The 26,998-nt window shown below is 71.2% G+C and carries 26 protein-coding genes, 1 tRNA gene and 1 pseudogene; 15 read left to right on the top strand and 13 right to left on the bottom strand.

Going from position 1 to position 26,998, the window contains the following annotated elements:
• Positions 1–4: 4 nt before the first annotated feature.
• The 5 genes from Ari01nite_RS02710 (at position 5) to Ari01nite_RS02690 (ending at position 6,066) form a co-directional block, all read left to right on the top strand.
• Complete coding sequence (locus tag Ari01nite_RS02710) at positions 5–1,366, top strand: FAD/NAD(P)-binding protein (protein WP_239162425.1); 1,362 nt, start codon at positions 5–7, stop codon at positions 1,364–1,366.
• A gap of 148 nt (positions 1,367–1,514) precedes the next feature.
• Entirely contained in the window at positions 1,515–2,555 is a 1,041-nt protein-coding gene (locus Ari01nite_RS02705) for a S1 family peptidase (RefSeq protein ID WP_239162424.1), read from the top strand.
• Positions 2,556–3,235: 680 nt separating this feature from the next.
• A complete protein-coding gene (locus Ari01nite_RS02700; RefSeq protein ID WP_203778920.1) occupies positions 3,236–3,751 on the top strand; it encodes a GNAT family N-acetyltransferase in 516 nt (171 codons plus the stop codon).
• A gap of 21 nt (positions 3,752–3,772) precedes the next feature.
• The gene (locus tag Ari01nite_RS02695) at positions 3,773–4,729 is read left to right on the top strand and encodes a hypothetical protein (protein WP_203778919.1); all 957 of its coding nucleotides are present in this window, start codon (positions 3,773–3,775) and stop codon (positions 4,727–4,729) included.
• Complete coding sequence (locus Ari01nite_RS02690) at positions 4,711–6,066, top strand: amidase (RefSeq protein WP_203778918.1); 1,356 nt, start codon at positions 4,711–4,713, stop codon at positions 6,064–6,066. The genes Ari01nite_RS02695 and Ari01nite_RS02690 overlap by 19 nt, the downstream gene beginning before the upstream one ends.
• A 29-nt stretch (positions 6,067–6,095) precedes the next feature.
• On the opposite strand, the gene Ari01nite_RS02685 is transcribed toward Ari01nite_RS02690, so the two are convergent.
• Complete coding sequence (locus Ari01nite_RS02685; RefSeq protein WP_203779071.1) at positions 6,096–6,938, bottom strand: serine hydrolase; 843 nt, start codon at positions 6,936–6,938, stop codon at positions 6,096–6,098.
• 225 nt (positions 6,939–7,163) lie between these two features.
• Here Ari01nite_RS02685 and Ari01nite_RS02680 point away from each other — a divergent pair, with 225 nt between their 5' ends.
• Complete coding sequence (locus tag Ari01nite_RS02680) at positions 7,164–8,138, top strand: hypothetical protein (protein ID WP_203778917.1); 975 nt, start codon at positions 7,164–7,166, stop codon at positions 8,136–8,138.
• 557 nt (positions 8,139–8,695) lie between these two features.
• On the opposite strand, the gene Ari01nite_RS02675 is transcribed toward Ari01nite_RS02680, so the two are convergent.
• From Ari01nite_RS02675 to Ari01nite_RS02665, 3 genes are all read right to left on the bottom strand, one after another.
• The gene (locus tag Ari01nite_RS02675) at positions 8,696–9,208 is read right to left on the bottom strand and encodes a DedA family protein (protein WP_239162423.1); all 513 of its coding nucleotides are present in this window, start codon (positions 9,206–9,208) and stop codon (positions 8,696–8,698) included.
• A gap of 65 nt (positions 9,209–9,273) precedes the next feature.
• A complete protein-coding gene (locus Ari01nite_RS02670) occupies positions 9,274–10,050 on the bottom strand; it encodes an MBL fold metallo-hydrolase (protein ID WP_203778915.1) in 777 nt (258 codons plus the stop codon).
• Positions 10,047–10,547, bottom strand: coding sequence for a DUF1990 domain-containing protein (locus Ari01nite_RS02665; RefSeq protein WP_203778914.1), 501 nt, complete (start codon positions 10,545–10,547; stop codon positions 10,047–10,049). Before Ari01nite_RS02665 ends, Ari01nite_RS02670 begins: the two co-directional genes overlap by 4 nt.
• 53 nt (positions 10,548–10,600) lie before the next feature.
• Between Ari01nite_RS02665 and Ari01nite_RS02660 the strand changes: the two genes are divergently transcribed.
• The 4 genes from Ari01nite_RS02660 to Ari01nite_RS02645 are packed head-to-tail and all read left to right on the top strand — an operon-like array spanning position 10,601 to position 14,853.
• Positions 10,601–11,563 (top strand): diacylglycerol/lipid kinase family protein, encoded by a 963-nt coding sequence (locus Ari01nite_RS02660; protein ID WP_203778913.1) that lies wholly within the window; start codon positions 10,601–10,603, stop codon positions 11,561–11,563.
• Entirely contained in the window at positions 11,560–12,561 is a 1,002-nt protein-coding gene (locus Ari01nite_RS02655) for a YihY/virulence factor BrkB family protein (RefSeq protein WP_203778912.1), read from the top strand. The genes Ari01nite_RS02660 and Ari01nite_RS02655 overlap by 4 nt, the downstream gene beginning before the upstream one ends.
• Positions 12,562–12,595: 34 nt before the next feature.
• Entirely contained in the window at positions 12,596–14,086 is a 1,491-nt protein-coding gene (locus Ari01nite_RS02650; protein ID WP_203778911.1) for a phosphatase PAP2 family protein, read from the top strand.
• Positions 14,086–14,853: an endonuclease/exonuclease/phosphatase family protein gene (locus tag Ari01nite_RS02645; RefSeq protein WP_203778910.1), complete on the top strand. Its 768-nt coding sequence runs from the start codon at positions 14,086–14,088 to the stop codon at positions 14,851–14,853. Before Ari01nite_RS02650 ends, Ari01nite_RS02645 begins: the two co-directional genes overlap by 1 nt.
• On the opposite strand, the gene Ari01nite_RS02640 is transcribed toward Ari01nite_RS02645, so the two are convergent.
• From Ari01nite_RS02640 to Ari01nite_RS02630, 3 genes are all read right to left on the bottom strand, one after another.
• Positions 14,820–15,977, bottom strand: coding sequence for a glycoside hydrolase family protein (locus tag Ari01nite_RS02640; RefSeq protein WP_203778909.1), 1,158 nt, complete (start codon positions 15,975–15,977; stop codon positions 14,820–14,822). The genes Ari01nite_RS02645 and Ari01nite_RS02640 overlap by 34 nt on opposite strands.
• A 13-nt stretch (positions 15,978–15,990) precedes the next feature.
• Positions 15,991–17,571, bottom strand: coding sequence for a GGDEF domain-containing protein (locus Ari01nite_RS02635; protein WP_203778908.1), 1,581 nt, complete (start codon positions 17,569–17,571; stop codon positions 15,991–15,993).
• Positions 17,572–17,665: 94 nt separating this feature from the next.
• Complete coding sequence (locus Ari01nite_RS02630) at positions 17,666–19,264, bottom strand: fibronectin type III domain-containing protein (RefSeq protein ID WP_239162422.1); 1,599 nt, start codon at positions 19,262–19,264, stop codon at positions 17,666–17,668.
• A 76-nt stretch (positions 19,265–19,340) separates the two neighbouring features.
• Between Ari01nite_RS02630 and Ari01nite_RS02625 the strand changes: the two genes are divergently transcribed.
• Complete coding sequence (locus tag Ari01nite_RS02625) at positions 19,341–20,225, top strand: hypothetical protein (protein ID WP_203778906.1); 885 nt, start codon at positions 19,341–19,343, stop codon at positions 20,223–20,225.
• Here the strand turns inward: Ari01nite_RS02625 and Ari01nite_RS02620 are convergent.
• The 4 genes from Ari01nite_RS02620 to Ari01nite_RS02605 all read right to left on the bottom strand — a co-directional run bounded on the left by Ari01nite_RS02620 (position 20,222) and on the right by Ari01nite_RS02605 (position 22,483).
• Positions 20,222–20,398, bottom strand: a complete 177-nt coding sequence (locus tag Ari01nite_RS02620; protein ID WP_203778905.1) for a DUF4236 domain-containing protein — start codon at positions 20,396–20,398, stop codon at positions 20,222–20,224. The genes Ari01nite_RS02625 and Ari01nite_RS02620 overlap by 4 nt on opposite strands.
• 83 nt (positions 20,399–20,481) lie before the next feature.
• On the bottom strand, positions 20,482–20,937 hold the full coding sequence (locus Ari01nite_RS02615; protein ID WP_203778904.1) for an RrF2 family transcriptional regulator: 456 nt from the start codon (positions 20,935–20,937) through the stop codon (positions 20,482–20,484).
• 65 nt (positions 20,938–21,002) lie between these two features.
• The gene (locus tag Ari01nite_RS02610) at positions 21,003–21,848 is read right to left on the bottom strand and encodes a helix-turn-helix domain-containing protein (protein WP_203778903.1); all 846 of its coding nucleotides are present in this window, start codon (positions 21,846–21,848) and stop codon (positions 21,003–21,005) included.
• A 203-nt stretch (positions 21,849–22,051) separates the two neighbouring features.
• Positions 22,052–22,483 (bottom strand): SsgA family sporulation/cell division regulator, encoded by a 432-nt coding sequence (locus tag Ari01nite_RS02605; RefSeq protein ID WP_020514863.1) that lies wholly within the window; start codon positions 22,481–22,483, stop codon positions 22,052–22,054.
• A 276-nt stretch (positions 22,484–22,759) separates the two neighbouring features.
• Between Ari01nite_RS02605 and Ari01nite_RS02600 the strand changes: the two genes are divergently transcribed.
• From Ari01nite_RS02600 to Ari01nite_RS02580, 4 genes and pseudogenes are all read left to right on the top strand, one after another.
• Positions 22,760–23,161, top strand: a complete 402-nt coding sequence (locus tag Ari01nite_RS02600) for a TIGR02611 family protein (protein ID WP_203778902.1) — start codon at positions 22,760–22,762, stop codon at positions 23,159–23,161.
• 52 nt (positions 23,162–23,213) lie between these two features.
• Positions 23,214–23,285: transfer RNA gene (locus tag Ari01nite_RS02595), tRNA-Val, on the top strand.
• A 657-nt stretch (positions 23,286–23,942) separates the two neighbouring features.
• Positions 23,943–24,394, top strand: a pseudogene (locus Ari01nite_RS51260) (aldo/keto reductase).
• 98 nt (positions 24,395–24,492) lie between these two features.
• Positions 24,493–24,672, top strand: coding sequence for a hypothetical protein (locus tag Ari01nite_RS02580; RefSeq protein ID WP_203778899.1), 180 nt, complete (start codon positions 24,493–24,495; stop codon positions 24,670–24,672).
• A gap of 272 nt (positions 24,673–24,944) precedes the next feature.
• Here the strand turns inward: Ari01nite_RS02580 and Ari01nite_RS02575 are convergent, their stop codons facing one another.
• Complete coding sequence (locus tag Ari01nite_RS02575; protein WP_203778898.1) at positions 24,945–25,211, bottom strand: hypothetical protein; 267 nt, start codon at positions 25,209–25,211, stop codon at positions 24,945–24,947.
• A gap of 53 nt (positions 25,212–25,264) precedes the next feature.
• On the bottom strand, positions 25,265–26,893 hold the full coding sequence (locus Ari01nite_RS02570; protein ID WP_275410818.1) for a methyl-accepting chemotaxis protein: 1,629 nt from the start codon (positions 26,891–26,893) through the stop codon (positions 25,265–25,267).
• Positions 26,894–26,998 lie beyond the last annotated feature (105 nt).

The raw sequence follows: 26,998 nt of genomic DNA, 5'->3' as shown, positions 1-26,998 counted from the left end.
AATCGTGGGCAAGACGGTGGCGGTGGTCGGCGGCGGCTGTGCGGGCGTGCTGGCCACCAGCGAGATGCTGCGATGTACCGGCGACCGGGTCGTCCTGATCGAGCCGGATGAGCCGGGTGGCGGGCTGGCCTACGGGTCGGCCCGCCCCTGGCACCTGCTCAACTCGCGGGCCGGCGCGATGAGCGCCCACCCGGACGACCCCGGCCACTTCACCCGCTGGGCGAGTTGCGCGCCGGACGACTTCCGCCCCCGCACCGAATACGGCCGCTACCTGCGTTCGGTCTTCGACACCGCGGCCCGCGAGCACGGCGACCGGCTCGACGTGGTGCGGCACCGGGCCACCGGCCTGACCGGAAATGGTGTCCGCACCGAGGCCGGCCTGGTGCGCGCCGACCACGTGGTGGTGGCGACCGGCAACCCGGCACCCGCCCAGCCGGCGGCCCGCCCCGACCACCCCGACTACGTCCCCGACCCGTGGCGGCAGGGTGTGCTGGAGGCGATCCCGTCGGACGTGCCGGTGCTGCTGGTCGGCGCCGGCCTGACGGCGGTCGACGTGGCCCTGACGCTGACCGCCGACGGCCACCGGGACGCCCCGATCACCGCGGTGAGCCGCCGCGGCCAGTTGCCGCTCACCCACACCGCGGTGGCGGCGCCCCCGGCGAGCCCTCCACTGGACGAATGCCACACGCTGCGCGACGTGGTGCGGCGGGTGCGCTCCGAGGCGGCCCGGGCGGGCGACTGGCGCGCCGTGGTCGACGGCATGCGACCGCTGCTCGACCGCCTGTGGGTGGCGTTCACCCCCGACGAGCAGGAGGCGTTCCTGCGCCACCTGGCCCGTCCCTGGGAATGTCACCGCCACCGGATGGCCCCCGCGGTCGGCGCCCGGCTGGCCGCCCTGCGCGAGGAGGGCCGCTTCGAGGTACGCGCCGGCGGCATCCGCTCGATGACCGCACCCCCGGCCGGCGGCCTGCTGGTAGAGCTGGAGGCCGGCGTGCAGTGGTTCGGCGCCGTGGTCAACTGCGCCGGCCCCGGCCGCCTGCCCGCCGCGGCCGGCAGCTTCGTGGCCGGCCTGATCGAAGCCGGCGACGCCCGCGTCGGCCCACACGGCCTGGGCCTGGACATGGACGCGGCCGGCCGCCTGCTGGCCGCCGACGGCCGGCCCCGCGGCAACCGCTGGCTGATCGGCCCCCTGCGCCGCGGCGCCCGCTGGGAGACCACCGCCGTCCCGGAGATCCGCAGCCAGGCCCGCCAGCTGGCCCAGTCCATCGCGACCGCGCAGCCGGCGCAATTTGCCTCTCTGCCCTCGGATCTGCCCTCCGAGGCCGCGATTAGTTCATCCCGATTCGGTCATAAGTTAACGGTATGAACAGGTGTTTTCCCAGTTCAGGGCCGGTTTCCTGGGTGTTGTCGGCGCGTTCGCCCGACCTTGTGGCTATATCGAGCTCACTCAATACTGCATGAGCACGGTACGTCCGGAACCAACCGGCGTACCCCCCACCCCCTGGGAGGAACAAGTGCTCAACCGGAAGCTGCGCCGACCGATCGTCGGCCTGGCCGCCACCATGCTCGTCGGCTCGGCGCTCGCCGCGTCACCCGCTTCGGCCGCCCCCCTTGCCGGCATCGACCCCTCGTTCGCACCCTCCGCCCTCGCCTCGAAGATCGACGCGCAGCTCGGCGCCAGCACCGCCGGCTCGTTCATCGACGACTCGGGCAAGGTTGTCGTCAACGTCACCGACGCCGCCACCGCGGCCTCGGTCAAGGCCTCCGGCGCCACGCCGCGCTTCGTCGCCCGCAGCGGCGCCGAGCTCGCGGCCGCGGACAACGCCCTCAAGGCCGAGCTCACGGTCCCCGGCACCGCGTTCGCGGTCGAGCCGATCACCAACCAGGTCGTGGTGACCGTGGACGACACGATCACCGGCGACAAGCTGGCCAAGGTCGAGGCCATCGTGGCCAAGCTGGGCGACAAGGCCCGCATCGAGCGCGCCCCCGGCACGCTGTCCACCACCATCTCCGGTGGCGACGCCATCTACTCCGGTGGTGGCCGCTGCTCGCTCGGCTTCAACGTGCGCAACAGCGCGGGCGCCGACTACTTCCTGACCGCCGGCCACTGCACCAACGGCTCGACGACCTGGAATAACGGCTCGCAGACCCTCGGCACCCGGTCCGGCTCCAGCTTCCCGGGCAACGACTACGGCATCGTCCGGTACACCAACACGTCGGTCACCAAGACCGGCGGCGTCGGCTCCCAGGACATCGCCTCCTCCGGCACCCCCGCGGTCGGCGCCACGGTCTACCGTCGCGGCTCCACCACCGGCACCCGCTCCGGCCGGGTCACCGCGCTCAACAGCACGGTGAACTACGCCCAGGGCTCGGTCTCCGGCTTGATCCGCACCACGGTCTGCGCGCAGCCCGGTGACAGCGGCGGCCCGCTCTACTCCGGTTCGACGGCCCTCGGCCTGACCTCCGGCGGTAGCGGCAACTGCACCTCCGGTGGCACGACCTATTTCCAGCCGGTCGTCGAGGCGCTCAACGCCTACGGCATGCGGGTCTGGTAACTCACCTCGCTTTCTCCTGGAACGGCCCCGTCCTCGCGGCGGGGCCGTTTCTTTTTTGCGCTGAGCCCGGACCCGCTGAGCCCGGACCCGCTGAGCCCGGACCCGCTGAGCCCGGACCCGCTGAGCCCGGACCCGCTGGGCCCGGACCATCAGCAGTGCCGCCAGCACACCCGGTCCGCAGTGGACCAGCAGGACGCCGGCCAGCGTGGGGCCGCCCCAGTCGTGGCGGTAGGTGGCCGGGTCGGTCATGTCGATGACGAACGGCTCGGCGACGGCCCGCACGATCAGATAGGCCCCGAGCACGACGCCCAGGACGGTCAGGACTCGCTTCATGCACGGCACGCTACGGGTGGCGGCACGGCGGGCGCATCGGACCGTGGTCAGAACTTCGGAGTCATACCTGGGTCCGAGAAGCGTCGAAACTCTCGGCAACGCAGGACCGGACCCGAAGGCAAAGCCCGCGGCTAACGCCCCATTCATCCGGGTAAGGAAGGCGACAACTCCCGGAACATTTCCGGGAGTTGTTGACATCACGACGCCCGCGGGCAAATACTGGCCTCCATCGATCAAAGGTGGCGGCCACCACTCCAGATCTCCAGGCGGCCGGCGGCGTTTAACGGGGCGGCGCCGGTCGCCTGGCTCCACGGGTAGGGCAGACTCGGTCGTGGCGAAAGGACACCATGACCGACACCTGGACCACGCGCGCCGAGACCGGCGACGACATCCTGTCCATCCGCGAGATCAACCTCGAGGCGTTCCCGTCCGCGGTGGAGGCTGACCTGGTCGACGCTCTCCGGGCCGACCCGCAGGCGTGGATCGACGGGTTGTCCATCGTGGCGGTGGGCTCGGACGGCCTGGTCGTGGGCTACGCGCTGCTGACCCGCTGCCACATCGGCGACGCGCCGGCGCTCGCCCTCGCGCCCTGCTCGGTCCGGCCGGCCCGGCAGCGTACCGGGGCCGGATCCGCCGCCATCCGCGCCGCCCTCGAGGCCGCCACCGGCCTGGGGGAGCGCTCCGTCGTCGTGCTCGGCCACCCCACCTACTACCCGCGGTTCGGCTTCTCCCGGGCGTCCGGGCACGGCATCCGGGTCAGCTTCGAGGTGCCGGACGAGGCGCTGATGGTCCTCGCTCTGGACCCCGGCCACCCGCTGCCGGCCGGCACGGTCCGCTACCCGGCGCCGTTCGGGATCGAGTGACCGTTGCGCATCCCGTACCCGGTGAGCCGCGACGAAGCCGTCGAACTCTGCCTGGCCGCACTGGCCACCGGCACGGCGTACGGCTTCTCCCCCAACCACGACCCGGACCTGATGGTCTGTGACTCCTCCTTCGCCCAGAACGCGAACGGCGACCTGCACATGTGGCGCGACTGGGGCCTGGTCGAGGCGCATTTCTCGCGGTGGCGGGCCGGCGACCCGTGGTCCTGCGACTTCTTCATGGTGCAGGCCCACCGGATGAGGAAACCGCCGAAGTGGAAGGCCCTGCGCCGCGAACTGGAACGCGCCGGCCACGAGGTGGCCACCGACGACCTCCGCACCGCCGACCAGGAGAATTTCCGGGTGCTCGCGGCGAACACCGGTGTGGTCGTCGCGACCGAGCGAGCCATGAAAATCCACCTACCGGCGGCGCCCTTCCCGCACCGGCCGACATCGAGGTCGGGGGCCGGCGACCCGCCGATCCGGGAGGTCGCCACGTCGGGTCCGGGGGAGTGGCCGGCGTGGCTCGACCGGCTCAACCCGGCCACTGGCGACTGGGCCTGGCTGTTCGGGCACCTGCACGCCCTGCACCGCGACGTGCCGGACCAGCGGCCGGCCTGGACCGAGTTCGGGTTGTGGCTGTTCGAGCAGGCCCGGGAGCGCGCCGTCTGGCCGGCCGAGGAGTGGGCCTGGCACTGGTCCCGGTTCGTGCTGGAGCGGCCCGGTGCGGTCCCGGTCGGCGTGGTGGCCCGGGAGTGCCTCCCGCTGCTGCCGATGAATCCGGCCGAACTGGCCGGCCTGCCGTCCGGCTGGCGTGCCATCACCCCCGACCAGGTACGCCGCTCCCGGGTGACCGCGGCCCTGCTGCGCTGCGCGTTCGAGGACGTGCCGCCGCCACCGCAGCCGGTGGCCGCCCTCGCCGAGTTGTTGACCTTCGCGGACCGCATGGGTGTGATACCGGGATGGCGAATGCGGACCTGACCAGGCTGGATCTGGTGGCGGCGGCCACGGCGGTGCGGAGCCGGGAGGTGTCTCCGGTCGACCTGACGGAGGCGTACCTGGACCGGATTTTGGATGTTGAGCCGGGGCTGAACGCATACGTCACCGTCACCGCGGAACGGGCACGCGAGGATGCCCGGCGCGCCGAGCGGGAGATCGCCGGCGGTCACTACCGAGGCCCGCTGCACGGCCTGCCGATCGGGCTCAAGGACCTTTTCGACACGGCGGGCATCCGGACGACCGCGGGCTCGGCACTGCGCCGTGAGCACGTGCCAGCCGCCGACTGCGTGGTGGCCTCCCGTCTGCACGCGGCCGGTGCGGTGTTGCTCGGCAAGCATGCCACGCACGAGTTCGCGTGGGGCGGCACCACGAACAACCCACATTTCGGACCAACCCGCAATCCACACGATCCGGACCGGATCCCGGGCGGCTCGTCCGGCGGTTCGGCGGCCGCGGTGGTCGCCCGCACCGCGCTGGCCGGCGTCGGCACCGACACCTGCGGCAGCGTGCGGATCCCGGCGGCGCTCTGCGGTTGCGTCGGCCTCAAGCCCACCTTCGGCCGCATCGACCTGACCGGCGTGGTGCCGCTGGCGCCGTCCCTCGATCACGCCGGCCCGATCGCCCGTACGGTGCCGGACGCCGCGCTATTGCTGGGCGCGCTGGCGGCGGAGCCGGTCGAGCCGGTGGATCGTGATCCGGCGGGGCTCCGGGTGGGGGTCCTGCGCGGCTGGTTCGACGCCATTCTCGATGGAGCCGTACGCGCGGCGCTCGCCGGGCGGGTGAGCGCGCTGACCGGCCTCGGCGTGCTGGTCGACGAGGTCCCGTTCCCGGACGAGGGCTCGCTGGCCGACGGCTCGCTGGTCGACGACGTGTTCGACATCGTGCTGGCCGAGGCGGGCGCCTATCACCGGGCCGACTTCGCGCGCGCTCCCGACGCGTACGGCCAAGATCTTCGCACGAACCTGAGCCTGCCCGCCCCGAGTGCCGACCGCCTGGCCGCGGGCGCAAAGCGCCTGTCCGCGCGGGTGGCCCGGCTGACCGCCGCCCTGCGCGACTTCGATGTGCTGCTGTGCGCCACCGTGCCCGCCCCGGCGCCGCCGATCGGTGCGGAGGTCGTCGAGGTGGACGGCCGTCAGCTGCCGATCGAGTGGATGCTGACCCGGCTCACCTCGATCTTCGACGTGGCCGGCCTGCCCGCGCTCTCGGTGCCGGCGGCCCTCGATCCGCTGCCGATCGGTGTCCAGGTGGTGGGCCGGCACGGGGACGAAAGCACGGTTTTGCGGGTCGGGCACTTGCTAGAGCTGAAAGTCAAAGCGTGATGCTGCACCCACTGCGCACCATGCGGGACCTAGTACTTCAGATACTGCCGTGTCAGTTTCGTAGCCTTTTCCACCACCGCGATGCCGCCGGACATCGAGGCGTGCCCGTGCGACAGGACGGCGATCGAGACGTCCGCGTCGTCACCGGTGATGCGGCCCACCGAGTTGATGATCCAGCGGTTGTTCTCGGTCGAGCGGGGCAGCCAGCCGTCCTTGACCGTGTACGCCTCGCCGGTCTTGGCCGCGGCCGGCACGCCCCAGTCCTGGGTCTCCTCCACGGTGTTCATCAGCGTGTAGGCGAGCTTGCGCGAGTCGGCGTCCAGCGGCCCGTTCTTGTCGACCAGCTTGGCCAGCAGCTTGACCTGGTCGTCGACGGTGGTGCGGGTCAGGCCCCAGGCGCTGTTGACGGTGGTCTGGGTGAGTCCGAGTCGTTTGTTGCACTTGCTGATCCCGGACTGCCGGCCCAGTTGCCGGAACAGCGCCGTGGTGGCGTCGTTGTCGCTCAGCCGGATCATCCGCTTGGCCAGCGCCAACTCGTTCGCGGTGACCTCGCGGTCGTTGTCCTGCGCGGTGAGCAGCAGGCAGGCCAGTACCTGAACCTTGACGACGCTGGCGGTCTCGTATTTCTCGGTGCCGCGGAACGAATACCTCGCGCCGGTCTTCTTGTCGAGCACAGCCACCGAGAACTCAGGGACGGACGTCGCATACTTTTTCAGCGCCGAGTCGAGCGCCTTGGTCCGCTTGGCGCGCTCCTGAGCGGCCAACTCCTCGGGGGTGGGGCCGGTTGGTGTCGGCGATGCCTTGCTCGGGTCGGGTTCCCCGAAGGTGCCGGCCAGTGGCAGACCGCTGCCACCGGAGTCGCCGCGCAACATGCCCACGCCGACCAACCCCGCACCTCCCAGGATCCCCACAGCCGCCACAGCCAAGATCCAGCTTCGCGTACGTCGCACCGAGCCATAGTGCCGCGTCCGGCGCACGGATGGGGAACCCAAAGGCCCCTGAGAGAGAAGTTGACAGAGACTTTCGACGGAAAGCTCGGTTCCGATCACCTCGTGTGACTGCGGGCCAGACGTGCGGGACGGGCGCAAAATAAGAACATGCGCTTCCCGTTGGTGTCACCCGCCGCGCTCGCCGACCTCACCCGCTCCGCGATCGGCCAGGTCATCGAGACCGTGGCGGCCGCGGCCACCATCCCGGTCCGGGCGGCATCGGTGCTCGGCCAGACCGAACTGCTGGTCAGCCGGATAACGGTGCTGGCCGACCAGGCCGAAACCCTGATCCAGCGGGTCACCACGATAACCGAGGCGGCCGAGCTCACGGTGGCCCAGGCCCGGGCCATCACGGTGAGCGCGGCCGGCACGGTCGAGCGGGCCGATGTCCTCACCACCAGTGCCGCCGGGACGATCGAGCAGGCGCAGGTGCTCACCGTGGCGGCGGCCGGGACGATCGAGCAGGCTCAGGCGCTCACGGTGGCGGCGGCCGGAACCGTCGGCGAGGCCGGCACCATCGCGGCCGCCGCCGGCACGCTGGTGCGGCACGCCACCGCGACGGCCGACGCGGCCAGCGCGGTGATCGCCGACGCCGGCGAGATCAGCGAGTCCGCCGCGGCCGTGGTGGGCCGGGCCGCCCGGATCAGCGACGCGGCCGGGATGGTGGTGGGCCGCGCCGCGAGCCTCACCGACACGGCCGAGGGCGTGATCACCCAGGCGTCGGACATCAGCGCGAACGCCTCCGCGGTCGTGGGCCAGGCCGAGTCGGCGGCGGCCGACGCGGCCGAGTTGCTGCACGCGTATTCGGAGACGTTGCGGAAGGGTGCGCCGCTGGCGGCCCGGTTCGTGGACGAGTTGTCGCCCGAGGAGGTCACCGCCGCGATCCGGATGATCGACCAACTGCCGCGCCTGCGCGACCACCTGGTCGAGGACGTGATGCCGCTGCTCGGCAAGCTCGACCAGGTCGGCCCGGACCTGCACAAACTGCTCGAGGTCACCGAGGACCTGCGGCTGGCCATCGCCGGCATCCCGGGTCTGCGGATGCTGCGCCGCCGTGGCGAGGAAGCCGAAAACCCCGGCTGATCCCCCCAACCAAATCCGGCCCGCCAAACGTTTACAGCAGGTCGACGAGCTTTGAAGAATGACCACTGTGGAGTCGGGTTTCGGCATCGAGGGGGTGAAGCGTTTCGCGAAAGGGATGCGGCTCGCGGTGTTGTATCGGGACGGCCCCGAGCATCTCCTTAGGAGGTACGGGCGACGACCGGCCCCGGGGCACACCGGCGGCCGCCTGCAACACCGGCCCTCCGGTCCGCCGCCGGGCTGTCCCGGCCGGCTGGCCAGGCGCCCGCTGGCCGGGTTTGTGGGCGCTGGGCCGGCGTTTCAATCGGCGCGCATCCAGCGCAGTTCTTGCCCGCCGAGTTCGGCGTCCGGCCGTTTCTGCCCGCTCTGCCGATCTTGTGGAAATGCTGCCGCTGGGAGGCGCTAATTCGTCTCGATCCAATTTCGTGCCGCAGATCTTGTCGAGCTCCTTCTTCTGCGGCGCACAAAGTCCACAAGACCGCGCGCCGGGGTATCGATGCTGCGAAGGGGCGCCTTGGGTGACTTGTCGCGCATTTCCGATATCGGTTAGGGTATGGGGATCAGGACTCGGTGGCGGGGGTTCGGGACTCGCGGCGTTTGGTCCACCAGGAAATTGACTGGTTCACTATCAGGATTAAAAGTACCGCGGCTACCACGCCTTCCCATGGTTCGGGGAAGATTGAGCCGCCGGCCACGCCTATTGCCGCATACACCGAGGCCCATAAAGCGCACGCCGGCACATTTGCCACTACGAAAGTTCGCCACGCCAAGCCTACGAAAGCGGCGGCCAGCAACACCGGCACCCGGCCGCCGGGTATCAGGCGGGACACCAGCAGGACCGGGACCTGGCTTCGCTGCAGGCGCTCCTTCACCGACGCCAGGTGTTCCTCGTCGCGGAGCCAACGCACCCGCCTCGCCAGCTGTTCGCCGCCCAGGCGGCACGCCGCGTACATCACCAGGTCGCCGGCGTAGGCACCGGCGGCACCGGCGGCGATCACGAAGACGATGGTGGCGGGATGGTTTTCGTGGAAGGCCAGGGCGGCGGCGCCGCTGACCGCGGCACCGGTCGGCACAATGGGGACAATAGCCCCGAAAGCCACCACACCGAACAGCCAAGCCAGGGCGCCCAAAGTGGCTATCACGCGGAGCGTCCGATGGTCAGCGTCTCGCCGTGGTCCAGGACCCGGACCTGGGTGTCGGGGGCGGCCCGCTCGGCGCGGCGGGCGAACTCGCGGCCGGGCTCGTGGAACATGTGGGACCTGATGCGGGTCATGCCGATCGGCCACAGGGTGCCGTAGTGCACGGGGACCGCCCAGCCCGCCTTGACGCGGCGCAGGGCCTCGGCGGCGTCCGCGGCGTCCAGGTGGCCGTGCGAACCCAGGGTGGGGCCCCAGCCGCCCACCGGTATGAGGGCCAGGTCGAGTGGTGCCAGGTCGGTCATCTCGTCGAACAGGCCCGTGTCGCCGGCGAACCAGGTGCGGGCGGCGCCCTCGATCACGTAGCCGACCGCCATGGCGCGGTCGCGGGACCACGGGCCGCGGCCGCCGTCGTGGGCGGCCGGCACGGCCCGGACGCGGAGGTCGCCGAAGGACGTCTCCTCGCCGGGGGCCAGCTCCACGCAACGGCGGGCCACGCCGGGGCCCAGGCACTTCGCCACGAACGGGGCCGCCCCGCGGGGGACGACCAGGGCCGGCGCGCCGGTCAGCAGGCGCAGCGACGCCACGTGGAAGTGGTCGGCGTGCAGGTGGGACAGGAGCACCACGTCGGGCGGGCACGGCAGGGCCGGCGACAGGCCGACCATCCGGCGCAGGTGGGCCACCCGGTTGGTCAGCACCGGGTCGGTGAGCACGTGGACGCCGGAGTCGGTCAGCCACACGGTGCTGTGGCCCCACCAGGTGACTTCCGTTGTGCTCACGAGTTCACGGTACAGAGCCGCTTCAGCACCTGGCCGCACCGCCGGGCGTACACATGCTGAAGGATGACCGCGGCGGGGCCACCGAGACGCATGAGCACACCGGCGGGGCGGCTGTACGCCGTCACCGTGAACCAGACCCGGTCCCGGCTGTCCAGCTCGACCAGGAAAGACTCCTCGCCCGATGCCGGGTGACCGGCTCTGGTCCCGTACCCGAACCCGGTTTTGCGCTCTTCCGACACCGCCCAGACCACGGCACACGGCGCCCGCAGCGGTCCCATCCGCACGGTCACCCGGGTGCCCGGCGACGCCGCGGGGGCGCTGGCCTCCACCCGCGCGCCCGTTGCCCGGTGCATCGCGAAGGACACCACCGCCTCGCCGGCCCGCCGGTAGATCTCGGCTCCGTGCCCGAGCGGCGTGCGATAGAACAGGTGCCGGTAGCCCTTCGGAAGGTCACCGCTTCGGGTCGCGCCCACGGGGGCGTAGGTGAAGTCACTCACCCCTGCATGATTCCCGAGTTTCCGAGGGGCCACTCGTTGGGCACACTGACCGCGTGACAGGTCCCCGCAGTGCGGTCGTGTTCAACCCCGTCAAGGTGCCCGACCAGGAATTCCTGCGTCGCACCATCGAGACCGGGTTGTCCGGTGCGGGCTGGCCCGAACCTGCCTGGTACGAGACCACCCCGGAGGATCCGGGCAGCGGTCAGGCCAAGGCGGCGGTCGAGGGCGGCGCCGAACTGATCTTCGTGTGTGGTGGTGACGGCACCGTGATGGCCGTGGTCACCGCGCTGGCCGGCACCGACGTGGCGCTGGCCGTGCTGCCCGCCGGCACCGGCAACCTGCTCGCCGCCAACCTGGGGCTGGCCAACGATCCGGCGACCGGCGTGCAGGTGGCGCTGGACGGCGGGCGCCGGCGGATCGACGTGGGCGTGGTCGGCGACCAGTGCTTCGCGGTGATGGCCGGGATGGGCTTCGACGCGCACATGCTGGCCGGCACCTCCGAGACGGCCAAGAAGCGGATCGGCTGGATCGCGTACGTCGGCGGCGCCGTGAAGCATCTGCGGGACCGGCCGATGCGGGCCCGGGTGGTGCTGGACGGCGGCCCGCCGATGGCCCGGCACCCGCGCACCGTGATCGTCGGCAACGTGGGCCGGCTGCAGGGCGGGGTGCGGCTGCTCAGCCAGGCCGACCCGGCCGACGGGCGGCTCGACGTGGCCATCCTCAGCCCCAACAACCTCGGGCACTGGGCGCGGCTGGCCTGGGCGGTGGTGCGCCGGCGCGACCGGATCCCGCTGATGGAGACCTACACCGCCGAGCGGATCGAGATCCACACCCGTCGGTTGCAGCCCCGGCAGCTCGACGGCGACCTCATCGAGCCGGGCCGCAGCCTCAAGATCCACGTCAAGCCCGCGGCGCTTCTGCTCTGCGTGCCGGTTCCGGAGAGCGATCCCGATTTGGCGTACGACGCCGGCACCGCGAAACGGGAGGCGAAGGAGATCCGCGAGGCCGCCTCGTGAGCTCGACCGAGCCGGTGCCCGAGACCAGGGACATGCGCGGCGACGAACTGTCCGCCGACGACGCCCTGCACGCGCTGCGCCGGTACGGCCGCTGGCCGCTGATCCGCGACGCCTTCGTCCGGTTCCGCTACGGTGACGGGTTCAGCCACTCCCGCGCGTTCGCCTTCCAGCTCTGTCTCGCCATCGTCCCGTTCATGATCGCGGTGGCCGGCCTGGCGGCCGAGCTGGGCGCGGAAACCCCGGGCCTGGTGGTTGCCGACACGGTCGCGGCGGTCACTCCGGGTGCCAGCGAGGAGCTGGTACGCGACCTGCTCGTCGACACCGAGCGGGACGAGGACGCCGGCGAGGTCGCGCTGACCCTCGGCCTGCTCACCGGCCTGATGGCACTGGCCGCCGCGATGGCCCAGATCGAACGCGGCGCCAACCGGATCTACGGCGTGGAGCGGGACCGCCCAGCTCTGTTCAAGTACCTGCGGGCGGTGATCCTCTCGGTGGTGGCCGGCCTGCCCGCGCTGTTCGGCTTCCTGTTGCTGGTGGCCGGTCGCCCGTTCGGCGAGTCGGCCGAGAAGCACTGGGAGTGGGCCGGTCACCTGCGGGTGGCCTGGGACCTGGTGCGCTGGCCGGTCAGCCTGGCGCTGATCGTGGTGGCGGTGGGCCTGCTGTTCCGCTGGGCCCCGCGCCGCCATCAGCCGGCCCTGTCCTGGCTGCTGTTCGGCGCCGTGGTGGCCACCGTGCTGTGGTGGATCGCCAGCCTGCTGCTGGCCGGCTATGTGCGGTTCAGCGGCGGTTTCGGCGCCACCTACGGGCCGCTCACCGCGATGATGGCGCTGCTGCTCTGGGCCAACCTCACCGGCATCGCGATCTTCCTGGGCCTGGCGTTCGCGGCCCAGTTGGAGGCGCGCCGGGTGGGTGTGCCGAAGCCGGCGTACGAGGACCGCTGGGAGCCGGGCACCAAGGTCCCCCGCCAACGCGGTGTACGTGCCGACTCGTCCGGGTAATCCGGGGGTCCCCCGACCTCTTTGGAGCGCCGAAGTGAGCGACGACAACCGCGTGGTGGAGCGGACCGGCTGGCGACCCGTACGGCATTTCGCCGAGCGCAGCGTGCTGGGCCTGGTCGCCGTGGTGGCGGCCGGCCTCGCGTTCGGGACCCTGCTGTTGCTGGTCCGTTCGAACTGGACCCCGCTGCTGCGCCTCGACCAGTCCCTCGCCGACCGGTTCAACGACCTGGTCGCCCCGAACCCGGGCGTGGTGCACCTGCTGACCGGCATCACCTCGGCCGGCGGGCGCGGCTGGCTGCTGCCGCTGACCGTCATCGCGATGGTGCTGCTGCTGATCCGGCGGCTGCCCCGGCTGGCGATCTATCTGGGCGTCACCGGCCTCGGCGCGCTGATCCTCGACCCGTCGCTCAAGACGCTGGTGGGCCGGATCCGCCCGGTGGTGGCCGACCCGGTCGCGGTGGGCGGCGGCAACAGCTTTCCGAGCGGGCACACGCTCGGCGCCACGGTCGTCTACGGCGCTCTCACCCTGGTCTTCCTCGCGGTGGTCAGCGGCCGGGCGCGGCGCTGGTTCATCGGTGCCATGGCGCTGCTGATCTTCGCGGTCGGTCTCACCCGGATCGCGCTCGGCGTGCATTTCCTCTCCGACGTCATCGGCGGCTGGCTGCTCGGCCTCGCCTGGATCAGCGTCACCGCGTACGCCTTCCGGGTGTGGCGCCGCGAAGCGGGCCATTCCACCCCGCCGCTGACCGACGGTCTCGAGCCCGAGGCCGAGGTGGACCTGCGCCCGGCACCCGCCGAGGGCAAGCTGCTGCCGCACCCGTGGGCCAAGGGTGCCGAGATCCTGGTCGGCTGGGTGCTGGTGTTCGGCCTGCTCTACGTGCTGGGGTACGGCGTGAGCCGGCTGACCCCGGACAACTGGCTGGGCCGCTTCGACGACGCGGTGCCGCGCTGGCTGCAGAGCTTCCGCACGCCCGACCTCGACCACCTGAGCTGGCTGTTGAGCAAGGCCGGCGACACGCACGCCATCCTGGCCATCGCGCTGATCTTCTGCCCGCTGGCCCTGGGCCTGTGGCGGCAGTGGCGGCCGGTCCTGTTCGTGGTGCTCACCATGCTCGGCGAGATCACGCTGTTCCTGCTGGTCGCGGCCGCCACCGGCCGGCCCCGCCCGCCGGTGGAGCAGCTGGACGGTCCGATGCCGACCTCGTCGTTCCCGTCCGGGCACATCGCCGCGACCATGTGCATCTGGCTGGCCATCACGATCGTCGCGATGCCGCGGATCCGGCAGTGGTACCGCTGGGTGTTCCCGGTGCTCGCGGTGCTGATGCCGGCCGGCGTCGCGCTGTCCCGGATGTACCGCGGCATGCACCACCCGACCGACCTGCTCGGCGCCATGCTGCTCACCGCCGGCTGGATCGCGGTCCTCTACTGGGTGCTCAAGCCCAACGAGCATCCGGGTACCGTCTCGGAGGCCGCCGAGGAGGCCCGTACGGTGCAGCAACAGCAGCAGCAACCGCTGGCGGCGTGATGCTGAAGTTCGTCACCTGGAACATCCGGACCGGCGGCGGCAGCCGGCTGGACGCGATCCGCAGCGTGCTCCGGCAGGAACGGCCGGACCTGCTGACCCTGCAGGAGCTGCGCGGCTTCGACCGGCGGATGACCGGCCTGGCCGACGAACTCGGCATGGTGCCGCACCTGGCCCGCTCGGGTCTGGGACAGCCGGTCGCGGTGCTGGTCCGGCCGCCGCTGCGGATCATCGCGCGGTGGTCGGCGACCTGGCGGCTGCACCACGCGGCGGCCGCGGTCACGGTCGGTACCCCGGCCGGGCCGCTGACCGTGGTGACCGCGCACCTGAACCCGTTCTCGCCGTACCGCCGGATGCGCGAGGCGATCTGGCTGGCCGCCCGGCACGCCCGGCGTACGCCCATGGTCCTGCTCGCCGGTGATCTCAACGGGCTGGACCCGCACAGCGACCACACCGCGGCGATCGACGGCCTGGCCCGGCTGTACCACCGCCGGCACGTGGCCGAGGACGGCACAGTGGACACCCGGGCGCTGGCCGCGTTCGAGCGGGCCGGGCTGCGCGACCTGTGGCCGACGGCCGGCGGCGGGAACGGGCTGACCGTGCCGACCACCGGCTGCGGCGGCGCGGAGTTCGGCCCGATGCGGATCGACTACCTGCTGGGCACCGACGCGGTGGCCGGCCGGGTGCGCAACCTGCGGGTCCGGCGCGGCGGCGAGGCCGAGTACGCCTCCGACCACTACCCGCTGGTCGCCGAGATCAGGTCGGAGTAGAGCGGCTCCTTGGGCCGCCCGGCCGCGTCCACCAGGCCGTAGTGGCACTCCGGGTCGCGCGGCGTGGTGCACGAGTCGCGGAACTCGTACCGGATCAGCGGGCCGAGGTAGTACGTGGTGCGCCACAGGTTCACCGACTCGATCGAGAAGTCCCGCACCAGCCGCAGCGGCGCGTGCCGGGCGCCCAGGAAGGACCGGGTCGGGTAGCCCCACTCGGTGCCCCAGATCAGCTTGTGCCCGTCGCCGTGGTCGGCCAGCACGGCCCGCAGCGCGGCCAGTTGCCCGCACTGTTCCCGGTACGGCCGGCCCGGCCGGTACGCCGGCCCGAACTGCGACAGGTCGGGCCGGCCGCAGAACGACGCGGACGGACCGTGGCTGTGCGTCCAGCGCGGGTACGGGTGGTGCGCCACGGCGTCGAAGGTGTCGCCGTAGCCGTGCCGGTAGGCCCAGTCCAGCCAGGCCGCGGGGGAGTTGGGGTTGGGGCGCGAGGACGGTGCCCGGGGCTGCCCGGCGGGCCGGGAGCCGGCCGCCGATCCGCCGGCCAGCACCAGGCAGGCCGGGCAGACGGTCCGGATCCGTTCGCTGGTGATCCGGACCAGGTTCCAGTAGCGGCGCAGCCGGGTCTCGTCGTGGCCGTCGCCGTAGTTGCCGAACTTCGCGTGGTTGGGCTCGTTCCACACCTCGTAGGCGCGCACCCGGTCGCCGTAGCGGCGCACCGCGGCTCCGACGAACCTGGTCCAGCCGGCGTCGTACTCGGGGCGCGGGAACCACTTGTCCGAGTGCCGGCCGGTGGCCCACGGCGGCGCGTACGTGATCAGCATCAGGATCTTCATGCCGGCGGCCGCGGCCCGGGCCACCGCGGCGTCGTAGGGACGCCAGTCGTAGGCGGCGCCCTCGTGCGGCTCCACGGTCCACCAGTGGATCTCGATGCGGACCGGTCTGCCGGCCGGCTCCGGCACGTCGGTGGGACCGCCCAGGCCCACGTCGGCGTTGCTGAAGGTGACGTCCGGCGGCACCACGATCGAGGGCGGGGTGGGGGCCGGCGCGGCGTCCTGGGACGGCGTGCCCTGATCGCAGGACGCCATCAGCAGCAGGATCGCCGCCGCGGCCAGGAGCCGTCGCACGGCGACCAAGGTATCAGGACAGGTCGGTGACCACCCGGTCGCGGCCGCCGCGCTTGGCCGCGTACAGGTTGCGGTCGGCCTGCGAGAGCAGCGCCGACACGGTGGCCCGGCCGTCCTCGACGGTGGTGACCCCGATGCTGGTGGTGACCGGGTGGGCACCGGTGACCGGCTGCCACGGGTGCGCCCGGATCCGCAGCCGCAGCCGCTCGCAGCGTTCCGCCGCCTCCGTGGCGTCGATGCCCGGGAAGATCAGCAGGAACTCCTCGCCGCCCATCCGGGCCGCGAGGGCCGGTCCGGTGGCCGCCTCCTGGAGCAGCTTGCCGATGTGCTGGAGCACGGTGTCGCCGGTGGCGTGCGAGAGCGTGTCGTTGATCCGCTTGAAGTGGTCGAGGTCGACGATCGCCGCCGAGATCGGGGTACGCCGGGTGGCCGCCTCGCCGAGCAGGGCGGGCAGCCGCTCGTTGACGTACCGGCGGTTGTAGAGGCCGGTGAGCGCGTCCCGGTGGGCCATCTCCCGGAAGTGCTCGCTGGCCCGGCGCGCCTCGTTGGCCTCGAACACGGCCTGCAGGGCACGGGCCCGGGCCTCCCGCTGGGTGGAGTGCAGCGCGGTCGAGTCGGCGTGGAAAAGACGATGTTCCTCGTACGCGTCCTCGAAGCGTCCCGCCGCGGCGTACAGGGCGGCCTGCTCCTGCCGGCACATGGCGCGCAACCGGCCCAGGCCGTTCTTCTCGCACTCCAGCACGGCGCGGTCCAGGGCCTCCTGGGCCTGCGGGTAGTCACCGGCCAGCCGGCGGCACTCGGCCAGGGTGATCAGGCACTCGGCGGCGGCATCGCCCTCGTTTACCTTGAGCCGGCCGTCCAGTACGCCGGCCAGCGCGGCCTCCACCGCGTCGTAGCGGCCGCCCATCATGTCGACCCGGGCCGCGGTGTCCAGCTCGTTGGCGCCCAGCGGGCGGCCCGAGCGGGCGGACACCTCGCGCATCCGGTCGGCGAACTGCCGCGCGGCGGGCTCGTCGCCGCACTCGTACGCCGAATAGGTCATGTTGTTGAGCACCAGCAGCGCCAGCTCCTGGTCGCCGATCCGCACCGCGGTGTCCAGCGCCTCCCGGTAGCGGCGGTCGGCCTCCTCCGGCGAGCCGCCGTCGCCCAGGCTGACCGCCAGCGTCATCAGGTGCCGCGCGCGGATCGCCGGCAGGGTGTCCTCGGCCAGGTGCGCCACGCACTGCACGGCGTGGTTCAGCGCGTCCGAGGTGTCGCCGACCAGCCGATAGAAGATCGACAGGTACCGGTGCGCCCGGGCCAGCACGTACGAGCTGCCGTTCTGCTCGGCCCAGGCGCGGGCCTGGTGGGCCATCCGGCCGCCCTCGCCGATCCGGCCCTCGCGCAGCAGCACGTCGGCCTCGAGCAGCGCGGCCCGCTGGGCGGCCTCCAGATCACCGATGGCCTCGGCCAGCGCCCGTGCCTCCGCGGCCGGTTCCCGAATGGCGCGGAACTCGGCGACCGGCTGGATCTCGAGTTCGTCCAGGGTCGCGGCGATAGCCGCGCGAGCGTCGTGGACCAGCTCCTGGTCGCGCTCCGCCGCCTTAGCCGTCACTCTGCCTGCTTCCTGCCGGGAGGGAACCGTGACGACTCATCCTCCGGGCCTGCGGGTGCAATGGCGGTCCAACACGGTTGCCGAAAGGTTGCGATCATCTCCGGGTGCATATCGGGGCAGAAGCGGCAATCCGGTCGGCCGAGTACGCGACGGCGACCGTGAAGCAGTAGTTCTGGCTCTCGTTCAGCCCGTACACCACGTAGTCGCTGCTGCCCGCGGGCAACTGCTGGAACACCCGTACGTCCTGACCCTGGCGTCCACCGGAGATCAGCACCGGCCCCTCGGCGCCGGCCGGGTATTTCCAGCTCAGGGCCACGCTGTCGCGGTTGTCGCGGAGCTGCACGCTGGTCGGCGCGCCCGGTTCGGGCGTGCCGCTGGCCGCCACGCTGCCGGCCGGGGTGGACGGCACCACGGTCGCGGCCGGCGGCGCCGGGACGCCGGTGGGGGACGGGAGGGTCGTGCTGTTCGCGTCCGGCAGGGTGAGCGCCACCACCACGGCGGCCACCGCGATCCCGGCGACCAGCACGGCCATCACCAGGAACGGCTGTCGCCGGTGCGGCTCGCGGGGCACCCGGACGGGCAGCAGGCGTTCCGAGTTGGGCGGGGTCTCCAGGGTGCTGGCCGGCGCCGAGCCGATCAGCTGGCGGCGCCCGTCCGGCCCGTAGTCGGGGGCCCGGTGCCCGGGCAGCGGCGGCGGGGTGTCGGCGCGGGCGTGCCGGCCGGTGAGGTCGCCCGGCGTCTGGTGCACGTCGGCCAGATAGAGCGGCTGCTGATAGACGGTGCCGTTGGGGTCGGTGGGTCGGTTGTCCGGCGGCGGCTGGATCGGCATCACATCGGGCGGGAAGCCGCCGTCGCCGGGGTCCGGCACGGTGGGCCGGCGCGGGAACGGAATGGCCGGCGGAGCCGGGCCGCCGCCGTTGCCGGCTGACCCGCCGTTGCCCGGTCCGCCGGCGCCCGGCTCGGGGACGGCCGGTCCCGCGGACTGGGCCACCCGGCCGCAGGTGTGCCGGCCGGTGGCCGGAGCGGTGGCCAGGTGGGCCACCTGGCGGACCAGCGGGTGGTCGGCCGGCAGGTAGCGCGCGCACAACTCCTGGGCCAGCGCCAGGTGCTCGTGCGATTCGGTGTCGCGGGCGCACTCGCGTTCCATGGCGCCGAGCCGGGCCAGCATCTTGATGCCGGCCGGGTTGGCGTCGCCGAACTGGTGCCGGTGCTGCACCCAGGCGTCGGTCAGGCGGTGCCGGGCCGAGGTGCAGTGGCCGGCCGCGTGCTCGGCGGTGGCCAGGTCGGCCTCGGCGGCCAGCACCCGCGGCGAGCGGCCGCCGTCCAGCTCGGTGAGGGCGCGCACCAGCGTCTGGTAGACCTGGGCGGCCCGGCCGTGGTGACCGACCCGCTGGAGGACGGCGGCGTGGGTGGCGGCCGCGGCCATCGTGCGTTCGTGGCGGGAGCCGTGCAGGCGTTCCTCGGCGGCGTGCGCGAAGCCCGCCCACAGCCGGGCGCCGTGCGGGTCGCCGAGAGCGATCAGGATGCGGGCGTGCAGGGCGGCGGCCAGGGCGAGGTCGGGATCGGCGTGACTGGGGTCGGCGTCCGCGGGGTCGAGCACCTTGGCCAGCACCCGGCGGGCACCCACGAGATCGCCCGCGGACGTGAGAGTCTGCGCGCGAGCGGTGAGTTCGGCGAGCGGGGGAGGGGCCATGTATCTCATAGTGCTCGTATGAACACCGTAGGTACAACCCTTCTCCGCGCGAGCCGGACACTGTAGAACTCGGAATATGTCCCAGGCGGAGATCAAACGCGAACTATTGGTGCGGCACCTCGAGGCGTGGGTGCCGGCTGCGCTGCACCGCGGGCGCCGGGTGGTCTATGCGCACGGCTACGCCGATGCGGACGGCGGGGCGTCGGCCGAGGCGGCGGTCCGGGTCCTGGTCGAGCAAACCGATTTCGTACGCGGGCGCGAGCTGGCGATGGTGGCGGTGGGCGCCGACCTGTCCGCGGTCGGCGAGCGGCTCGCGGCCGAGGCGGGGGACAGCGGGCTGATCGTGCACGCGGTGTCCGGCGGTACGGGCCAGCGCTTCGGGGTGGCGCTCAAGGCGGCCGGTGCCGTGCGCGTACCCCTGCTCGGTTTTGTGGATGCAGCGAGCGCGAGCGAGACGCCGGACCCGGACCTGATCGGTGCCCTGGCCGGCGGTAAGCCGGCCGAGATGCTGCTGACCCTGCCGCCCGGCGTGGCGCCGGAGCCGTATCGGGCCGGCTGGCCGCTGGCGACCGCGGTGGAGCTGGCCACCGACGAGCAGCCGGGCGAGATGATCGTGTTCGGCACCACCTCGGGCAAGAGCCTCGAGGGGTTCAAGGAGGCACTGTGGGCGGTCGACGAGTTCGCCGGCGTGCGCTACCGCGACCCCGGTGACCCCGACCGCCACCTCATCGACATCTCGTTGCGACCGCATCCCGGTCCGCTGCGCCGGGAGATGCTCGCCCACCTCGAACGGGTGGGCGAGGCCACCGTGACGGAGCTGCGCACCTTTGCGCTGACCGGGACGATCTACCGGGCGGAGGACGCCACCCGGGTCGTGCACACCCTGATCGAGTCGGGTGCGGTCGCCCGCCGGCCGCTGGGCGGCCGGCTGGGCGGCGACGTGGTGATAGCGCTTGCCTAGCGGCTCTTGTCCTGCTTCCAGGCCCACGGGCCGGGCAGGTCCACGCGGTGCGCGCGGGCCCGCGAGTTCCACGACCAGCGACCGATCTTGATGCTCCAGGAGGAGTAACCGTTCTCCGTGAAGTTCAGGATGATCGGCCCGATCTTCTTGCGCTTACGGAAAATGACGCCCATCGCTACGTCCCTCCCAGGGGTTCGTCTGATGGGCGTTCGGTTCCCAATCTCGGAAATTTACAAACTTGATCAGCGTGCCTTGATCAGCGCGGCTGCCATGCGTCGGGACGGGTGGTCAGCTTGCGGACGTGGGCCGGCATCCGGCCGCTGATCAGCTCGGCCAGGCTCACCTCGTCGACCACTTCGCGGACCGCGGCACGCACCGCAACCCAGAGGTTCGGCAGGTTTTCCGCGGCCCCCTCGTAGCGTGTCTCCTCCGGACGGAGACCACGCACGCCGGCCAGCGGCCCGTCGACCGCCCGGAGGATCTGGCCGATCGTCACGTCCCTAGGGGACTGTGACAGCGTGTAGCCGCCCTCGGCACCGCGCTGGGCCCGGACCACGCCGGCGCGGCGCAGGTCGGCCAAGACGGCTTCGAGAAACTTGCGGGGCATGTCCTGGTCTTGGGCGATGGCCTGGGCGGACATCAGGGCGGGGTAGGCCTGCGCCAAGCTGAGGGCCGCCCGGACCGCGTAGTCGCCACGCGCGGAGATCTGCACCCACCCATAATGCCCCCTCGCCGCCGCAACGCCGCACATACCCCACGGATTTGTGGGAATTACGCTCAGTCAGCGGGTCGTCGCTGCGCCGGGATGTGTGCCCGGCCGTTCGAGGCCATCTCCAGCCGGAACTGGCCGGGGCTCATCCCGACCTCGCGATGAAAGAAGCGGCCGAAGTTGGTCGGCTCGGGAAAGCCGAGGTGGCGGCCGACCTCGGCGACCGACAACGTGCTGCAGGCGAGCAGCCGGCGGGCCTCCAGGGCGACCCGGTCGTCGACCACCTGCTTGGCGGTCCGGCCGGTGACGGCGAGGCTGGCCCGGGTGAGGGTGCGCACCGAGCAGCCCATTTCCTCGGCGTAGTCCTCGACCCGGCGGCTGCGCGGGTGGCCGGACTCGAGCCGGCGCCGGAACCGGGCGAACGTGCGGCCCTCGGCCCCGGCCAGGCCGGGCCGGGTGAGCAGGGCGATCCGGAGCAGGAGTACGGCGAGTTGGTGGCGCAGCAGATCGGCCGCGATCGGGCCGGACCGGTGGCGTTCGCAGTCCACCGCGAGCTGGGCGAACTCGCTGATCACGGCGTCCTCGTCCTCGCCCTCGAGCTGCCAGTGCGACGGCATCTCGGGTTGCTCGGGCCAGTGCTGGCCGGCCAGCCTGGTCTCGAACGTGACGATCGCGGCGGCCAGCCCGTTGGGCACGATGCGCAGCGCCTGACCCGGACGGATCCAGAGCAGGGTGCCCGGCCGGCAGGACCGGGTCTCGAAGTCGACCTCGACCGTGCCGTGTCCCGCCGTGGTGAGCATCAGCGCGTGGAAGGCCGGGCGCCACGGCCCGACCGGTTGGACCTCGCCCAGCGTGCAGGTGCCTACGCCGGCCCACCCGGGGGGCGTGAGTGAGGGGGTCGTCACTGCGGTCATCGCGCCTGACGGTAACCGCCGATGACCACTCTTGCACCTGGGAAAGTATCGGTTGGCGGGATTGCGTGGGAAAACCTGCCTCAATGTCCGATTCTTGCCCGGCTAGCGGCTATTTGTCCGAATACCTGATTTCCGTACGAAAAAGGGCGACCCGCGCGGACCGGCAGTGTCCGCGCGGGTCGCCCCGTTGAATTCGCTATCCGCTATCGCCCGGCCAGCAACCGGTTGACCGCCGCGTCCACGTCCAGATGCTCGGATTCCCGGCCGCGCGGCACCACCACATAGGTGCGCCGGAGGAATCGGACAAGGACACTGCGGGGCACTTCAAACAACGCGTTGCCGTCCGGTGACGACAGCGCCAAGGCGACGAAATCGCCCCGCGGTGTGGCCCACGGCCACACCCGGACATCGCCGATACCAGCCGGCTCATCGAGCCCGGTCACGAGCAGTTCCCGCGCGAAGGACCAGCTCACGGCTTCCCCACCGGCTGATTCTGCGTGGAACAACACATGGACCGCATACGGGTCCGCCGGGTCGTAGCGGAGACTGGCGCGCACGGGCAGAGCCGTGGCGTCAGGCGCTACGAGCCGCAGCGAGGTCTCGACCTCGACGGTCGTTGGACGAATGGTACTCATGGACGAACTCCCCCCGGCACCGCTGCGAGGCTGGTGAACCCCGCGTTTCCCATACTCAGGTGATCCCTGTCGTTACGCTCCGCCATACGCTGATCTCACCCAGTAGTGGGAAGACGGTTCCGAAAAGCTCTTCGCACAAGACGTAAAGCGATATCTTGTCCTGTTCTGCCCATGTACTCGGTTCCGCCCGGCGTCGGGTGGTCCAGCAGTTGACTTACTCCGGTAACGTCCATTCCTCCCGGGTAGTGACGGGGCTCCGGAACACTGGGGGATGAAATGAGCACGAAAGCTGACGAAGATCGGGCGCGCATGGGGGTACTGGACAAGATCCGGGCCAACCCCACGGGCCGCTATGCACTCAAGATCGGAATTGGGGTCTTGGGTGGCCTAGTGGTGGCCCTGGGCATAGTCCTCATCCCGTTCCCGGGTCCGGGCTGGGCCATCGTGATCCTCGGCCTGGCCATCTGGGCCCTGGAGTTCGCGTGGGCCAAAAACCTTCTCGACTTCACCAAGCGCCACGTACAAAGCTGGACCCACTGGATAGCCCGCCAGAGCCTGGGCGTCCGGGCCATCGTGGGCGTGGTCGGCATGGTGTTCGTGAGCGCCGTGGTCTGGATCTCAGTAAAGCTGAGCCTGGGCATCGACCTGGTCCAGGTGGTCCTGGGTTGGCTGGACTGACCCCTGGCTCGCGACGCGGGGCTGGGGTCTAGTACAGTTCCTACTGCGTCGAGGGCGATTAGCTCAGCGGGAGAGCGCTCCGTTCACACCGGAGAGGTCACTGGTTCGATCCCAGTATCGCCCACGAGTCCCTGAGGCCCCTGTGTCCGCTGAGTAGCGCGGACCCGGGGGCCTCGTCATGTCTGCTCAGGGGCCGAGCCCCCTGAAACCCCACGAAAACCGTTCGCTGCCGACTGGTCGGGACGGGTTGCGGGTTCGATCCCCGTAGCGCCGTTACCCCAACGGTGGTAATGAGCTCTACTCTTTTAGCTCCTTACGATGGGAGCAAGTTCGGAGCACAAGATCGCTATCTCCGAGCTGCCTGCCGCACTGGTCGAAGGGGCGGTGCGTGGGTGGCTTGCCAGCGAGCTTCAAGGCTGTTGGTGATGCGGGCGATCATTGCGGGAGTGGCGTGGCTGGAGATGCCGCGTACTCCGGGCAGGTGATGTCCGAGGCGGCGGGCTTGGGCGATCTCGGGGATGGGTCCTGCTCGCCCCAGCGCATGCCCGTGTAGGCGGCGGTGATGACGAGGATCTGGTCGCTGCGTCGGGTGATGCGTTCGGCGATGCGGTTGATCTGTTGTGCGGTTGCCGGAGTTCGTTCGAGGCGGTGGCCGGTGGTGACCCGGATGCCTTGGCAGGGGTTGTTCTACCAGCACCGCGTCAACCCAGACGTTCCGATCGAAACGTCGCCGGCGCCGTCAAGGAGCTGATCCAGGCGGGGAAGGTCAAGCACTTCGGGCATGTCGGAAGCCGCTGCGACCACGGTACGCCGCGCGCACGCCGTGCAGCCGGTCACCGCGCTGCAGAACGAGTACTCGCTTTGGTGGAACCGTCCGGAGGACGAGATCCTGCCGTCGTGCGAGGAACTCGGCATCGGTCTCGTGCCGTACAGCCCACTCGGCAAGGGCTTCCTGACCGGCACGCCCGCCGGGCCAACCAGGCCCTGATCGACCTGATCGGCACCGTCGCGGCCCGCAAGAACATCACGGTCGCGCAGGTCGCGCTGGCCTGGCTGCTCGCGCAGAAGCCATGGATCGTGCCGATCCCCGGCACCCGCAAGCTGGAACGCCTGGAAGAGAACATCGGCGCCGCCGACGTCGCTTTCACTCCCGCCGACCTGACGAACTCGACACCGCCGCCGCGGAGATCGAGGTCCAGGGCGCCCGCTACTCCGAGCAGATGGAACGCATGACCAACCGCTGTCCATCAAGAAGTCGCTGCCGGCGATGAACCCGCCGTCCGAGCCGATCAGCAGCGCGCCGGGTTGCCGCGCTTGGCGAGCTGGTAGGCGTGCAGCGAATCGGCAACCTGGTCGGGTTGCAGGAAGTCGAGGCCGAGCAGATCCTCGACCAGCGTGGTGGCCAGCGCCTTGTTCTGCTCGACCGTCAGCGGCGGCAGCCGGTGCCCGGACTGCGACGCGGTCGTGGCCTCGACGATGTCGTGGTCCGGGGCGGGTTCCTCGAGTTGTAGCCGGTCCGGGTGGGGTGGCGTGCCCGGCGACGAGAAGTCCGGCAGGAAGCGGTGGCGTAGTTGCCGTTGCGCGACAGCGCCCGGTCTGGGTGCCGGTCCGGCGGGAACGGTACGTCGCGGTGATCGTCGTGCGGGGCGCCCCCTGTACGCCGCGCTGGCCGAAGGGCTACGAGCGCGGTCAGCATCCTCAGCGGCGGGCCGGCCCGAGCGTCGTCGATCCGTAGGTCTACTGGCGACTGGCGGCGGACTTACGCATGTTCCAGTTGGGCTGTTCAGCGCCAGTCCGGGCTGTGGCTGGCGCGCACGGCGTGGTCCGTGAGGTGGTGGTGGCACCCGGCGATGGCGGCGCCGAGCTGGTCGTGTTGGGCGAGGAGGGCGGTGGCGACCCGGTCGGCGACGGCGCCGAGGACGCGGAGTTGCTGGAGGAGTTCCCCTTGGCTGCTCAGCAGGTCGTAGAGGGCATCGATGACGGAATCCAGGTCGCTGCGGGGCGTGTCAGCCGTGGGTGGTAGCCGTAGTGGTGGTTCGTTGTCTGGCACTGTGCTCCCGGCTAGCCCCGCCAACGGCTTCGAGGCTGGTTCTGCTCGTTTGGTTAGTAGGTGAAGCGGGAGAGGCTGCTCTGCAGGGCGCTGGCGACGCGGGCGAGGTCGTTGGAGGTTTGTGCGGTGTTGGCGGCGGCGCTGGTGGTTTCCGCCGCCGCGGCGGCAACGGCGGCGACGCTGTCACTGATCTGCGACGAGCCGGCCGAGACCTCGTTGACGTTGCGGCTCATCTCGGTGGTGGTGGCGGACTGTTGCTCGACGGCGGCGGCGATCGCCGTCTGGGTGGCGTTGATCTGCTCGATGATCTGGCTGATGTCCTCGATCGCGGCGACGGCGGCTTCGGAGTCGCCCTGGATGGTCGTGACCCGGGTGGAGATGTCCTCGGTGGCACGGGCTGTCTGCTGAGCCAGTTCTTTGACCTCGCCGGCGACGACGGCGAAGCCTTTGCCGAGCTCGCCGGCCCGGGCGGCTTCGATGGTGGCGTTGAGCGCGAGCAGGTTGGTTTGCTCCGCGATGGAGGTAATCAGTTTGACGACGTCGCCGATCTCGGTGGAGGAAACCCCGAGCTTGTTGAGGATTTTTCCGGCGTGGGCGGACGCGGTGACCGCGCCGGCGGCGACCTCGGCGGCGCTGGAGGTGGACCGGGCGATTTCGCTGATCGACGCTCCGATCTCGTCGGAGCCGGCGGCGATCGTGGTGATGTTCGCGCTGATCTGTTCGGTGGCCGAGGACGCCGCCTTGGCCTGCGCCGATGACCGGTCTGCTGACTGGTTCACCAGAGCCGCGACGCTCGCGAGTTCCTCCGACGACGAGGCGAGGGTGTCCACGTTGCCGCCGATGTCGCGCATCGTGTCACTGATCCGCTCCAACGCGGTGTTCAACGCCCCACCCATCCGGCCGACCTCGTCGGTGGTGTCCACCGGTAGCCGGCCGACGAGTTCACCCTCGGCGACGCGTTCCAGCACGGTCACCGCGCGGCCGAGTGGCTGGGCCACCGCCCGGCTGATCAGTAGCACGATGATCGCAGACAGGAATACCGCGGCGACCACGATGGCGATGATGGTCGCGGTGGCGCGGGACGCCGCCGTGTGCGACTCCTGTTGTGTCGCGATCGCGGAGGTGTCCTCGATGTAGGTCAGGTCGGCCAGTGCCTTGTCGGTGGCGTCGATGAACGGTTGCGCCTGCTCGGCGCGTACCGCGATGAACTTGGCGACGTTGTTGGCGCGGGCGAGTGGGACCAACTGCTCGTCGCGTACTTTCCGGTAGTCGGCCAGCGCCTGTTCGAACGCCGCGATCTGAGATTCCCGGCCGGCGACACCGGTCGCCTTGTAGCCGGCGAACTCCGCGTCAATCTGGTCATCCACCGAGTCCATCTTCTTCTGGACCGCGTCCCTGCCGGCTTCGTCGGCAGCGAGCAGCAAATTCGCCAACTGGAAGCGAACCTGGACGACCGCGGTACCGGTCTGTCCGAGGTATTCGATGGCCTTGAGGTTGGAGGCGTACATGTCCTTCATCCGGTCGTTGCCGGCCCGCACCTGCAACACACCGACCACACCGATCACCACCGCCAACGCGCAGACCGCCGCGAAGCTGAACAGCAGTTTGCTGGCCACCCGCAGGTTCTTCAAAGGACCCAGTAGGCCCTTGGCCCGCGACGCTACGGGAACATCGACCGTCATCATCCGCCCCCGGCGCTATTGACAATTGCCTCGTACTCCTCAAAAAGGTACAACAGCAAGTGGGTGTGAGGGCGGGAATGTGAATCGTCGATGAAAGGTCTGCGG

Origin of the sequence: Paractinoplanes rishiriensis (assembly GCF_016862375.1) — a bacterium.
GTDB lineage: Bacteria > Actinomycetota > Actinomycetes > Mycobacteriales > Micromonosporaceae > Actinoplanes > Actinoplanes rishiriensis.
This window is presented reverse-complemented; position numbering and strand designations above follow the sequence as displayed.